Source organism: Lapidilactobacillus luobeiensis (assembly GCF_024345205.1).
GTDB lineage: Bacteria > Bacillota > Bacilli > Lactobacillales > Lactobacillaceae > Lapidilactobacillus > Lapidilactobacillus luobeiensis.
Map to the genome: position 1 here is coordinate 1 of NZ_BROC01000044.1, position 13,040 is coordinate 13,040.

Here is a 13,040-nt window from a genome sequence, read left to right on the forward strand (position 1 = left end):
GGCGTGTGGCTCTATTCAGAGTGTGAGCCGACCTGGGCAGCTTCTGAGCATTAGCCTAGCTCTTATTTTGGAAGCGTCCCTTGCTTCCAGAATAAGAGCGTAGCTAAGCGGAAGAAGCTAGGTCGGCGAACACGTTTCAGCGGTGAGATTATTCTTAGCGATTTATCGCTTAGAATAAGGCTCGCTTTGAAGACAAGCCGCCGGTTTTGCGGATTGGCTTCAAACGATGCCCACTGCGTTCCAGCCACGACAAACGTCCTGAGGCGGTTGCGTCACCACCCAAACCCAGCTGCATCTGCAAGCAGGCAACTCAGAAAATACAGAAGCCGCACTTTTCAAATCGGTTCAAAACAGTGTCCACTGCGTTCCGGCCACGACAAACGTCCTGAGGCGGTTGCGTCACCATCAAACCCAGCGCATCTGCAAGCCCAACAAAAAAATCCTCAAGCCAACTCGACTTGAGGATAAAAACATTATTGTAAACGGGGACTCAACGCTGCTTGGTAACGCTCGAGTTTTTGCAAACCAGCCGCTTCACTGTCGGCGACCACACCGAAATATAGCTTGATTTTCGGTTCAGTCCCAGATGGGCGCACTGCGATCCAAGTTTCATCTGCTAAATAGTATTTCAAAACATTAGCTTTTGGTAACGCCAGTTTGCTGACCGTGCCATCGGCCAAGGTTGCGGTTTGTGCTTGATAATCCTCCACGCGCGTAACCGCGACGTCAGCGACTGTGCTAACTGGGTTCTGCCGAAATTCGGTCATGACTTGGGCCATTTTCTCTTGGCCAGCCAGTCCTTCGAAATCAAAGGAAACGGTTCGTTCTTGGAAATGCCCAAATTCGCGATAAAGACTTTGCAGACCGTCATACATGGTCAAGCCCTTTTCTCGATAATAAGCGGCCACTTCCGCTAAGAGGACCGCGGCCTGCATGGCGTCCTTGTCGCGAACGAAGGATTTGACCAAATAGCCATAACTTTCCTCGAAGCCGAAGAGGAAGTGGCCTTGGCCAGTAACTTCCATTTGTTCGATCTGCTCGCCGATATATTTAAAGCCGGTCAAAACGTTGCGGGTCTCGATATTATAGTGAGCGGCGACTTTAGCTGGAAATTCGCTAGAAACGATTGATTTGACGATCACCCCATCAGCGGGCAACTTGCCTTGGGCCTGATAAGCTTCCAAAAGATAGTTGACCATCAAGGCGGCGATCTGATTACCCGTCAATAAATGATAGTCGCCATTTGGTTGCCGTACGGCTGCGCCCAATCGATCCGCGTCAGGATCCGTGGCGATCAATAGATCCGCCCCGGTTTTCTTGCCGAGGGCTTCCGCTAATTCGAAGGCCTGAGGAAATTCCGGATTTGGGAACGGTGTCGTCGCGAATTCAGGGTCCAGGATCGCCTGTTCAGGAACAACTTGGATCTTGGTCAGGCCCGCTTGGCGGAAAACTCGCTCATAGAGCATTTTCCCAGTGCCATGGAGCGGCGAATAAACCAACGTGAAGTCAGCGGCGACTTTCTTGATCAGTTCAGGTTGGACCGTGACGGTGGCTAATTGTGCCAAATAGGCTTGATCCACGTCTTCGCCGATCAATTGAAGCAAATGAGCATCGCGTAATTCGTTCTGGCGTAGGGACTTGATCTGGAAAAGGTCGGTCACTTTCTCGATATAAGCGACGATCTGGCCCACTTCTTCTGGCGGCATTTGCCCACCATCAGGTCCATAAATTTTATAACCATTGTATTGCTTCGGATTGTGGCTGGCCGTGATCATGATCCCAGCGTAGGTCTGCAAATAGCGGACCGCAAAAGATAGCTCCGGCGTTGGCCGCAGCGAATCGAACACGTAACTCTTGATGCCGTGGGCGCCTAGAACACCAGCAGCTACAAAAGCGAACTCTTGTGAGTGATAGCGAGAATCATAACTGATCGCCACGCCTGCTGCTTTTTTCTCAGCAGAAAGTTGGTCCATGAAGCAAGCCAGACCTTCAGTCGCCTGTTGAACGGTGTAAATATTCAACGCGTTGATCCCAGGGCCCATCACGCCACGCATGCCTGCCGTACCAAACTCCAAGGGCTGGGTAAACGCCTCTTGTAACGCCGCTTCATCAGGAGCCATCGCGGTTAGATCTTGCCGCAGATCAGAGGTCAGATCCGCTTTTTGCCAAAGTTGATAATTATCCTGCCAACTCATCAAAAAACCACCTTTCATTTCTGGTTCTATTATACCTGATTCTCCATTTTAGAACAGCTTTGTTCAGGAAAATCCGGATTTTACTCGGCGGTGCGTCCTCGGGCACCAGACTTACCGCTTTTTCAGAAAAAAAGCGCGCTCCCGATCTAAGAAAACCGGTGTCGCGCTTGGCGCCGTATTTAAATATTCAAGATCCACAGAAAACCAACAAAAATAATCGCTAAACCATACATGACGCCGGAAACTTCCTTACCTCGTTTGGCTGCGATCATCATGATCGGATAAGTGATCATACCTAAAGCCATGCCATCTGAGATCGAATAAGTCAAAGGCATCCCGATCAGAATCAAAAATGAAGGGACCGCGATCTCTAATTTTGTCCAATCGATCCGCGCTAAGTTAGCCGCCATCAATACGCCGACGATGATCAGAGCTGGTGCAGTCACTTGGCTAGTGACCACTGCTAATAGTGGCGAAAAGAACATGCCAAGAATGAAAAACAATCCAGCGCTGATCGCCGTGACCCCAGACCGACCGCCGACAGCGATCCCCGCGGATGATTCTACATAAGCGCCCACAGGAGATGTACCTAGAAGTGAGCCCACAAACATCGCTGATGAGTCCGCGGCCAAAGCCTTCCCAACTCGCGGCATTTTATTATCCTTCATGAAACCAGCTTGTTGTGCTAGCCCGACCAAGGTGCCGGCGGTATCGAAGAAGGTGACTAACAGGAAGGTCAAGACCACCACCCAAAGTTGCAAACTATTGATCTGACCAACATTCTTCAAAGCAACGCCGAAAGTTGGCGCTAGGCTAGGCGCTGGCGAGAGGATACCTTGAGGCAAAGCGATCAAGCCTGTCACCATGCCCAAAGCTGAAGTCAAGACCATCCCCACGAAAATCGCCCCCGGCACCTGACGGATCATTAGGATGACGGTAACGATCAAACCGAAGATCGTTAACCAAGTCGTGGGGGTCTGCAACGAGCCTAAGCCCACCACAGTCGATTTATTAGCCACGATCAAACCACCGTCATGCAAACCGATAAAGGCGATAAACAAACCGATCCCCGCGGAAATGGCAAATTTCAGATCAGCGGGAATCGCGTTGATGATCTTCTCCCGTAACTTCAAAACGGTAATCAAAATAAAAATCAACGAGGCGACAAAGACACCAGCCAAAGCGGTTTGCCACGGTACCTTCATGCCGATCACCACGGTGTAGGCAAAAAACGCGTTGATCCCCAGCGCTGGCGCCGAAGCGATCGGATATTTCGCAAAGATCCCCATGACCAAACAACCGAAAGCGCTGGCCAAAGCAGTAGCAGTGAAAACCGCCCCTTTATCCATCCCCGCCGCGCCTAAAACGCTGGGATTGACGAATAAGATATAACACATACTAACAAACGTCGTCAGCCCCGCTAAAACTTCCCGACGCCAATTCGTTTCTAGTTGCTCAAACATGAAATAATGTTCTAATTTTGCCCGCATTTACATTTCCTCTAATCTAATGTTCGTGTTTTACATTTACAAAAACCATCTTTTATCATAATAAACTGAAGCGGGTTTGTAAAGACAAACATTATTTATTTTTCGCCCAGTTTTGAATGTCGTCTAATGACCAGTCAAAAAATAGGCCTTCTTCAATGAAGACCGCGGCTTTCATCGCTCCATTCGCACTTTCCCGTCTAAGTGATCCCGCGACTGCCAAGCACTACCAGGCTCCACCATGCCTTTAGGTCGCGAATATTCAAGCGCCAAAACTGAATGTTTTAACCATTAAAAAAGGTCGGTCTGCCCCACTCCAGCGCAATTGCGCCAAAGTTGAGGATCATGACTCGACCTTTTTTTCAAATTTTCATTGGTGTGACGATGATTCAAATCGTTTCTTCGGCCCACGGGTGACAATGATCATGCAGATCAGCTCGATCAAGACAAAGACTGCTTGGACGATCAGTCCTTGTTGCGAGCCGCGGGCAGTGGCTTGGCGCAAGTTAGTAGTGCCTTGTTGGGCTTGGCTGATGATCGCCGAAACGATCGCCGTTCCCAAGGCCGCCGCGAACTGTTGCATCGTCGTCATGATCGCGTTGCCATCGGTCTGTTCTGCCTCTGGTAGGCTTTTCAACCCGACCGTCATCACATTACCAAAGCCGATACCCGTGCCTAACATGTAGATGGTATAGAACAGATTGATCGCGCCTAGTGATAGCTCCTGACCCCAAAGCGCAAAGAGGACCAACCCGACCAACGATAAACACGACCCTAAAATAATGGGTTTCGCCGCGCCGACCCGGTCATAGATCCGCCCACCGAATGGCGCTAACAATGCCCCGATGGCCGCACCAGGCAACACCGTCAGTCCCGCGGTCAAGGCCGACTGCTGATTGACCAGCTGGATATAATTGGGGACGATAAAAGACAACCCCAAAGCTGTCATTTGAAAGAGGACAAAGCCAACTAGATTGATGCTAAAGCGCCGATTACGAAAAACATTCAGATCCAAGATCGGCGCCGCGATCCGGTGACTGCGCCAAATCAGCCCAACCAACCCGACGACAGCGATCCCCAAAGACACCCAGACCTGCAGACTTCCTAATCCCGCGGCCCCCATCATGTTAGCCCCATAAATCGCGCCGCCAAAAAGAGCGATCACCGCGATCAAGCTGGGAAGATCGACTTTTTGGCGCTTAACGGCATGCTTTTGTTCCAAACAAGTCAGCCCTAGGACCAATGAGATCAGCAACACCGGCACTAAGAAAAGAAAAATCGCGCGCCAGCTCAATTTGGTCACGACGACACCCCCGAAGACCGGTCCGATCGCCGGCGCGATCGCGGTGATCAAAGTACCGATGCCCATCATCATGCCAACTTTACTAGTTGGCACTTGTTCCAAGATAATATTGAACATCAATGGCAAAGCGATCCCCGTTCCTAGACCCTGGATCGCCCGACCCAACAGCAGTAGAGCAAAGCTAGGAGCAAAATAATCAAGAATGATCCCACTGAGAAACAGTAAATTAGCCGCCAAAAACAATTTCTTCGCTGGGAAAGATCGTTTCAATAAAGCGGAAAACGGCATCATGATCGCCACGATCAACAAATATAACGTGGTCATCCACTGGACGGTAGCTGTGGTCACACCGAAAACTTTCATCAACGTGGGAAAAGTGATGTTCATCGCCGTTTCCACGATCACCCCGGCAAAAGAGAGTAAGCCGGTGGCAACTACGGAGCCAACCACTTTAGGAGAGATCTGTTCATTTTCCATTTAGTTTACCTGCCTTGATCAAGCTAGGCTTTAGCTTGTATTGATTTTAGTATAGGACGAATTTAGCCGCAAAACAATCGCTATAACGCCGTTCAGCACGTGCTGATCTGCTTTGGTACGCAATAGCCGTTCATATTTCGCCATCAAAAAAACGCCACCGATCTTTTTCAGCCGATCAATGGCGTTCATGCGTTGCTTAAACGTGCTGCGCTCAACTGACTTCTGTGCTTAACTACGTCAGGCTTCCGGAAGCGAAGCCCGCTTCCATAATCCTGACTAGGTTAATGCTCAAAGTCAAATCGTTGTGCGACGCACTCTGTTTTTTGAAACGTGCTGCGCTCAACTGACTTCTGTGCTTAACTACGTCAGGCTTCCAGAAGCGAAGCCCGCTTCCATAATCCTGACTAGGTTAATGCTCAAAGTCAAACCATTGTGCGACGCACTCTGTTTTTTGAAACGTGCTGCGCGATCCTGCTTGTGGCGCTTAACTACACAATCATTCCGGAAGCAAGGAACACTTCCAAAATGATTGCTAGGTTAATGCTCACAAGCAACCCAGATTGCTCCGCACTATTTTTTAGGCGGTCCGTCCGCTTTGTTCATCTTGCAATTCTTGAATGAAATCAAAGGCCGATTGCCCAGCCTGACCACCTTCACCGACCGCGTTGGCGATCTGGCGCAAATGCTTAGCGCGCACATCACCCACCGCGAAGACGCCGGGCACCTTAGTCCGAGTCTGTTCATCAGTTGGGATCCAACCAGCCTCATCCAACACGCCTAGCGCGCGGAACGGCTCAGTCATCGGTTCGATGCCGACATAAATGAAGACCCCAGACGCTGGCAATTGCTTTTCTTCCCCGCTGACCTTATCACGATAACGGACATCGGTGATTTTCTGGCCGTCGCCTTCAATGGCTTCAACTTGAGCATTCCAAACAAATTCGATCTTGTCATTGGCAAAAGCCCGTTGTTGCAAAATCTTTTGCGCCCGCAGCTGATCACGGCGATGAACGATCGTCACCTTGCTCGCCAATTGCGCCAAGTAAATACCTTCCTCAACAGCTGAATCACCGCCGCCGATCACCGCGACTTCTCGGCCTTTAAAGAAGGCGCCGTCGCAGACCGCGCAGTAGGAAACACCCCTGCCGGAATAGTCTTCCTCGCCAGGAACGCCTAAATGACGGTGCTCGGCTCCAGTGGCGATGATGACGGCTTTGGCTTGGTACTCGCCTTCGTCGGTGATCACGGTTTTATGATCATGATGATCTTCAACCGTTTTAACGGTGCCATAGGTGTATTCTGCGCCAAATTGCGTCGCAGACGCGTACATTTTTTCGCCCAGCTCGGGACCTAAAATCGAAGTGAAACCAGGATAGTTCTCGATTTCTGCGGTATTGTTCATTTGACCACCATAAATTCCCCGATCAAGCATCAATACCGACAGATTTGAGCGCGATGCGTACAATGCCGCCGTCATCCCACCAGGACCGGCGCCGATCACGATCACATCATATTGCTTTGTCATGGTCAAATCTCCCTTACTTTTAATAAGTTAAACTATACTGCAAAAACAGTCGCTTGTCCACTGATTTGTATCAATAACGTTGAAAGTCTAATTCTCGCTTACCTTTTCGTTGCATCAAACGATCGATTTCTTGATGAACATCAGCGTCTTCGTAAAGTACCCGATAAATGCTTTCAGAGATCGGCATCTCCACACCACACTGAGCGCTAAGTTCATGAGCAGCCTTAGCAGTCCCGACCCCTTCAACGACCATGCCCATATTAGTCAAAACAGTGGCTAATTTTTGCCCTTGGCCAAGGGCATTACCACAACGCCAATTGCGCGAATGGACGCTGGTACAAGTAACGATCAAATCACCGATCCCTGATAGGCCCATAAAAGTCAATGGATTGGCGCCTAATTCGATCCCCAGACGACTGATCTCAGCGATCCCGCGAGTGATCAACGCTGCTTTCGTATTGTCGCCATAACCAAGACCGTGCAAGACCCCGGCACCGATCGCGATCACATTCTTCAAAGCGCCGCCTAATTCGACGCCGACCATATCATCATTGGTATATAAACGGAAATATTCGTTCATGAAAACCCCTTGGACCCATTCCGCGTCCTTGATGTTTTCCGAAGCCACCGTCAAGGAAGTGATGTCGCGCGTTGCAACATCTTCCGCGTGACTTGGTCCGGAGAAAATCACCAAGCTTTGCGCCAACTCGGCAGGGAACTCATCACCTAAGATCTGTGAGATCCGTTTATGCGAGTTTTGTTCCAAACCCTTGGTCGCGCTGATCAAGATCGGCTTCGCACCGGTTTTGGCCAATACCGCCGCGACCTGTTTGGCAACGATACGCATCGCCGCAGTCGGGATCACAAACAAGATCCCCGCAGCATCCGCGAGAGTCGCTTCTAGATCTAAACTGGCCTCCACGGCAGGATCGATCGCAAACTCGGGCAAGTAATGGCGGTTGGTGTGGCTAGTGTTGATCTCAGCTGCAACTTCTTGACTATTTCCCCATAACATCACTTGATGGCCATTATGGACCAGTAGATCCGCTAACACCGTGCCCCAAGAACCGGCACCTAAAACTGCGATTTTAATTGGTTGACTTGGCAAAAAACCACTCCTAATCTTTAACTTCTTTTTTCTGTTGTTTGGGACCAAACAGGGTGTTCCCGTCCAAATACCATTCGATCGGTGGCTGTAACCGCCGCCGAATAATGATCAAGACGATCCCTAAAACGATCAGTACCAGGGAGAGCGCCTGCGAAACACGGATCTGACCAAACAGGTATAGACTATCCGTGCGCATCCCTTCGATCACCGAACGGCCCAGCGCATACCAGATAACATAGCTCAAGAAAACTTCACCTTGTTTGAACAAATGCTGGCGATGACGTAGGGCCATCAATAAAATAAAGCCCAGTAAACTCCAAACAGATTCGTACAAGAAAGTGGGCTGACGGTAAGCTCCGTCGATCAGCATTTGCTGGATGATAAAGTTAGGCAGGTGCAACGATTGCAAAAAACCCAAGGTCGTTTTAGCGCCATAAGCCTCTTGATTCATGAAATTGCCCCAGCGCCCGATCGCTTGAGCCAAGATCACCGTGGGCGCGATCACATCTAAGAGCAACCACGCCGGGATAAACCTTTTCGCACAAAAAATGATCAAAACGATCAAGGCCGCGATCAGACCGCCATAGATCGCGATCCCACCATTCCAGATCTTAATGATGTCGCCCGGGTGTTGCCGATAAAAGTCCCATTCAAAAATCACATAATACAGCCGCGCGCCAACAAGAGAGAGGGGCAACATCCAAAAAATCAGATCCATGATATCGTCAGAATCGATATTCCGCCGGGTCCCTTCACGTAAGCTTAGATAGACCGCGATCAGCACTCCAGCTGTGATAATAATACCGTACCACTGGATATGCAACGGGCCTAAATGTAACGCCGTCGGATTTAACGCTTGGATCAATAATTTCATTTAATGACCACCCTCATCCTTGATCGAGTTTTCTTTGATCAAGGAACTTAAATTCTTTTCAAACAGTTCAGTCGCGTCATAACCCATTTTACGGGCACGGAAATTCATCGCCGCTACTTCGATGATGATCGCTAAATTACGGCCGACTTTGACTGGGATCGTGATTTTCGGGATCGAAACATCAAAAATCATTTGTTTCGCCTCATTACTACCTAGACGATCATAATTTTGATCCTTTTGCCAATTCTCTAGGTTAACGATCAACGAGATCTCGGTTTCCGTCCGGACTGCGCCGGCACCGAACAGATTCATTACATCAATGATTCCGATACCCCGGATCTCCATGAGATTTTTGAGGATCTTCGGTGCTTCGCCAACGATAGTATTTTCATCTTTTTGATAAACATCGACCCGATCATCAGCAATCAAACGGTGACCGCGTTTGACCAATTCCAAGGCGGTCTCACTCTTCCCTACGCCAGAATTTCCCACGATCAAAACGCCTAATCCGTAAACATCGACCAAAACCCCATGCATACTGCGGCGTTCCGCTAACTGATCGTGGAGATACTCAGTCAAGACGCTGGAAAGCCGCGTCGTTGGTAGATCCGAGCCCAGCACGGGGATCCCCACGGCACCAGCCATGGCGATCAATTCATCAGGCGCTGGTAAACTGCGACTGATCACCATGGCCGGCGTATCCTTTTCGGACATCCGCTGGAAGATCACCTTACGCTCGCCTGCAGTCAGGCTCGCCGCAAAGGCCGATTCCGTCCGTCCGAACACTTGTAAACGATTATGTGGATAGTAGGTAAAATAACCTGTCAATTCCAAGCCAGGTCGTGAAATGTCACTGATCGTGATTTGGCGGTCATCCAAGAATTCTTTTCCTGAGAAAACCTGAAGTCCCACCGCATCAACTAATTGTCTAACCGTAATACCTTCAGCCATAATTGCCTCCTGAGCCTTCATTTAACTTTAATTTTAACATTATTCGCCAGCTTTTTCAGCGAAAATCACCAGTTTACCCCAGAAGCGGCTGGCCAGCATGACCCACCAACCGTAGCGGACCGCCACAACGCTTATTCTATGTCAACTGCGCCAGATCAGTGCTAGCGATCTAAACACGAGTGCGCATTTTCTTTGAAGCCGACCCAATCAGTTACTACGCACAAAAAAAGTCCCGACCCGTCCTGGATCGAAACTTTTTAAATTCTAAACTTGATCTTAACGTTGACTAGAAGTCACTCCACTCATCGTCATTATCCTGTTGATGGTCATGGACATGAACATCATGCAGATCCTTCCGCGGGCGCCGACCCGCTTGTCGTTCTTCATGGGTCTGGTATGACATTTGCCGTGGGCGCCGAGGCGTTCGATGACGATTGACCAGCAGATTGACTAACGCCGCGATCACGATCACTGGCAACAAGAACTTGATCATGCCCCAGCCAACGGCAACAACGCCAGCAATCAAACTGAAGACCACCATCAACAATAACGGTATGAAAATCAAAAGTAAAATCACTGTTAACATTTTAACACCTCGCTTATTTTTCGTGGTCATTCAACTTGACGAATCCCACCATCAAAATCTGTTCAAAAATGAATCTTGATCCTCTAGCGCAGCACGCTTAGAAATCACTCCACTGACCATTGTCACTTTCTGAGTGACTGGAACGGTGATTAGGTTCTGAATGCCGTGGTTCTTCCGGAACAACGATCCATAAAATGATATACAAAGCGATCGTCGAACCCCAACCCAGAGCTAAAACAGCAAAGATCACTCGGACCAAGGTAACATCGATATTGAAATAATCAGCTAAGCCGCTACAAACACCGGCGATCTTAACATCATGACGAGAGCGATATAACTTTTTTCTCATCGGAAACTCCTCCCAAAAACTCAATTAGTCATTATCTTTGATAAAAACAGAACCAGAAGTACTGCTCAAGTCGATTTTAGCACCATTTTCACCGCGCTTAAAGGTAACATTTGCGCCTGTTGTTGAACGACTATCAACAATATCAAGGTCATAACTACGAGTGTTGACATTACCAAAACTCGTTTGCGCGTGACCTGAGAAAGCCAAGTCCCGTGGCAACGCTACTTTGACACTACCATTGACGGAAGAAATGTTCAGCCGATGGAGATCCTCGTTCGTCAAAGTGACCTTGACTGAGCCATGGACCGTTGAGAACTCGCCTGCTTGGACCTGACCTGTCGCGATCACGGTCCCACTGACGGTGCTCAACAAAGCCTGACGCAGATCGACATCATGTAATTCGACTGTCCCATTGGTATCTTCAACTTCAGCCATCGTGCCGTTCACACCATTCAGCAAAATCCGGCCATTGGTCGTCTTCAGATAAGCGTCCTTGAATTTCAGATCATCGACTTCCACAGAACCATTGAGCAAGCGTAGATTGATATGGTCATAAGTCCGTACTGGTAAAAAGATCTCAAGATTTGCGCGGATCCGTTTATTCGGCACTTGGAAAATAAAATGATCATCATTGACATCGATCCGACTACGTTCAGCGAAAGCAGCCAACTGATCGCCTTCGATCTTCCCGTAGAACTTGATATTCGCAGCGACTTTGATATCTTCGCTATCCCAAGTCCGTAAAACAATATCGCCATTGGCATTCTTGATATCCAAGATCGTCGCGGCACAAGCTGGATAAACAAAGTCATGTTTGAAACTGGTGGACGCGATTCCAGGAACCTTGACTGTGACATCGTTCCAGTCGATATTGTCCACAACGTTTTTGACTGTATCGCGCACATAACCGCCAAGCTGAGTCCCAAAGTCGGCCATTTTACCACCAAAATTGCTAAAAGTTTCAGCTGTTTGATCGCGGATATCGTCAAAATGGATCGTTGTCTTGATCCGCTCCCGGGTGACCCGAGCGATCTCACGATTAAGGTCGCCGATCTTCTTATTGAGCTCGTCTAAAGTCAATTCCAAATTATCGATCGTTTGTTGCAGTTCAACGACCCGCCGTTTGGCCGCGCCGCGTTCTTCACGCTTCTCGTCAGTCAAACTATCCAAATCTTCCATCGCATCGATCACTGTGATATGTTCCTGATCAAAATCGATCTGCTTTTGGACCGCAGCGATCTTCCGATTCGTTTCTGACTGGGCCTCGATGCATTTGCCTAACTCTGCTTTCAAGCGATTGAGTTCTGCTTCAAACTGATTGGTTTGATCGTTTTCATTATCAGCCGTGTCGTCCGCTTCTGTTTGCTCCTGATCAGCCCGCTTCATTTCATCAGTTGTATCTTGATCTGAAGATGCTGATCCAGTCGTCGCTTCCGTTTGTTGCGCTGCTGTTTTAGCCGCGTCATCAGCCGGTGCCTGTGTGGTTTCTGATGCTGATTTGTGCTCATTGGTCTTAAAATTAACGGTTTGTTCGGCTTCAGAATTTTTCTTGGCCAAGTTCTCTAGCAGAACCAAACCTTCTTCAGAGGTGATGACCCCTTTTTTAACTAGTTCTAGGATACGTTGACGTTCGTTCATATCGATAACCTCCATTGGTCATTTCGCATTGATTACATCTTCTATTATGCCTGTTTGTTTTGGATTCGTCATAGGCCTTAGGGTGGATTTTCGGCTCAGACCTGTGACTATTTACCAAAATAATCGCAATCATCGTTGCACTGTGGTCTGATCGGGCGGTTTTGTGCAGGAGCGTTGTTGGTCGCCGTTCCTTTCTAATCTTGGCCGTGGGCTGCGTTACGTCTGGCGGGTGAGCTCGCTGTGCTTCTGCATCTTGGCCGTCACTTTCACTGCGCGGTTCGGGGTGAGATTGATGTAAACGTCTGTTCCGTTCCAACATTGGCCGCGGTCTGCGTTGCGTCTGGCGGGTAAGCTCACTGTGCTTCTGCATTTTGACCGCCACTTCCACTGTGCGGTTTGGGGTGAGATTGATGTAAACGTCTGTTCCGTTCCAACATTGGCCGCGGTCTGCGTTGCGTCTGGCGGGTAAACTCACTGTGCTTCTGCATTTTGACCGCCACTTCCACTGTGCGGTTTGGGGTGAGATTGATGTAAACGTCTGTTCCGT

Annotated in this window: 11 protein-coding genes; all 11 read right to left on the reverse strand. The window is 49.0% G+C overall.

The window, feature by feature from the left end:
- Positions 1 to 473 precede the first annotated feature (473 nt).
- Positions 474 to 2,195 carry a phospho-sugar mutase gene (locus OCU21_RS10890; RefSeq protein ID WP_261807431.1) on the reverse strand — a complete coding sequence of 574 codons (1,722 nt, stop codon included), beginning with the start codon at positions 2,193 to 2,195 and terminating at the stop codon, positions 474 to 476.
- A gap of 179 nt (positions 2,196 to 2,374) precedes the next feature.
- A complete protein-coding gene (locus tag OCU21_RS10895; RefSeq protein ID WP_261807432.1) occupies positions 2,375 to 3,685 on the reverse strand; it encodes an NCS2 family permease in 1,311 nt (436 codons plus the stop codon).
- Between the two features lie 367 nt (positions 3,686 to 4,052).
- Positions 4,053 to 5,462 carry an MFS transporter gene (locus tag OCU21_RS10900; protein ID WP_261807433.1) on the reverse strand — a complete coding sequence of 470 codons (1,410 nt, stop codon included), beginning with the start codon at positions 5,460 to 5,462 and terminating at the stop codon, positions 4,053 to 4,055.
- 577 nt (positions 5,463 to 6,039) lie between these two features.
- A complete protein-coding gene (gene trxB, locus OCU21_RS10905) occupies positions 6,040 to 6,987 on the reverse strand; it encodes a thioredoxin-disulfide reductase (RefSeq protein ID WP_261807434.1) in 948 nt (315 codons plus the stop codon).
- Between the two features lie 70 nt (positions 6,988 to 7,057).
- A complete protein-coding gene (locus tag OCU21_RS10910) occupies positions 7,058 to 8,095 on the reverse strand; it encodes an NAD(P)H-dependent glycerol-3-phosphate dehydrogenase (RefSeq protein WP_261807435.1) in 1,038 nt (345 codons plus the stop codon).
- Positions 8,096 to 8,105: 10 nt separating this feature from the next.
- Positions 8,106 to 8,969: a prolipoprotein diacylglyceryl transferase gene (gene lgt, locus OCU21_RS10915; protein WP_261807436.1), complete on the reverse strand. Its 864-nt coding sequence runs from the start codon at positions 8,967 to 8,969 to the stop codon at positions 8,106 to 8,108.
- Positions 8,970 to 9,920, reverse strand: coding sequence for an HPr(Ser) kinase/phosphatase (gene hprK, locus OCU21_RS10920; RefSeq protein ID WP_261807437.1), 951 nt, complete (start codon positions 9,918 to 9,920; stop codon positions 8,970 to 8,972).
- A gap of 286 nt (positions 9,921 to 10,206) precedes the next feature.
- Positions 10,207 to 10,506, reverse strand: a complete 300-nt coding sequence (locus tag OCU21_RS10925; RefSeq protein ID WP_261807438.1) for a hypothetical protein — start codon at positions 10,504 to 10,506, stop codon at positions 10,207 to 10,209.
- A 97-nt stretch (positions 10,507 to 10,603) separates the two neighbouring features.
- The gene (locus OCU21_RS10930) at positions 10,604 to 10,855 is read right to left on the reverse strand and encodes a PspC domain-containing protein (protein ID WP_373875492.1); all 252 of its coding nucleotides are present in this window, start codon (positions 10,853 to 10,855) and stop codon (positions 10,604 to 10,606) included.
- Between the two features lie 24 nt (positions 10,856 to 10,879).
- Entirely contained in the window at positions 10,880 to 12,493 is a 1,614-nt protein-coding gene (liaX, locus tag OCU21_RS10935; protein WP_261807439.1) for a daptomycin-sensing surface protein LiaX, read from the reverse strand.
- Positions 12,494 to 12,846: 353 nt separating this feature from the next.
- Positions 12,847 to 13,040: hypothetical protein (locus OCU21_RS10940; protein ID WP_261807440.1), on the reverse strand; the 194-nt coding region annotated here is incomplete at its 5' end.

Excerpts from the sequence above, each read along its gene's own strand:
- OCU21_RS10890 (WP_261807431.1), bottom strand. The coding sequence starts at position 2,195 with ATGAGTTGGCAGGATAATTATCAACTTTGGCAAAAAGCGGATCTGACC.
- OCU21_RS10895 (WP_261807432.1), bottom strand. The coding sequence starts at position 3,685 with ATGCGGGCAAAATTAGAACATTATTTCATGTTTGAGCAACTAGAAACG.
- OCU21_RS10900 (WP_261807433.1), bottom strand. The coding sequence starts at position 5,462 with ATGGAAAATGAACAGATCTCTCCTAAAGTGGTTGGCTCCGTAGTTGCC.
- trxB (WP_261807434.1), bottom strand. The coding sequence starts at position 6,987 with ATGACAAAGCAATATGATGTGATCGTGATCGGCGCCGGTCCTGGTGGG.
- lgt (WP_261807436.1), bottom strand. The coding sequence starts at position 8,969 with ATGAAATTATTGATCCAAGCGTTAAATCCGACGGCGTTACATTTAGGC.
- hprK (WP_261807437.1), bottom strand. The coding sequence starts at position 9,920 with ATGGCTGAAGGTATTACGGTTAGACAATTAGTTGATGCGGTGGGACTT.
- OCU21_RS10925 (WP_261807438.1), bottom strand. The coding sequence starts at position 10,506 with ATGTTAACAGTGATTTTACTTTTGATTTTCATACCGTTATTGTTGATG.
- OCU21_RS10930 (WP_373875492.1), bottom strand. The coding sequence starts at position 10,855 with ATGAGAAAAAAGTTATATCGCTCTCGTCATGATGTTAAGATCGCCGGT.
- liaX (WP_261807439.1), bottom strand. The coding sequence starts at position 12,493 with ATGAACGAACGTCAACGTATCCTAGAACTAGTTAAAAAAGGGGTCATC.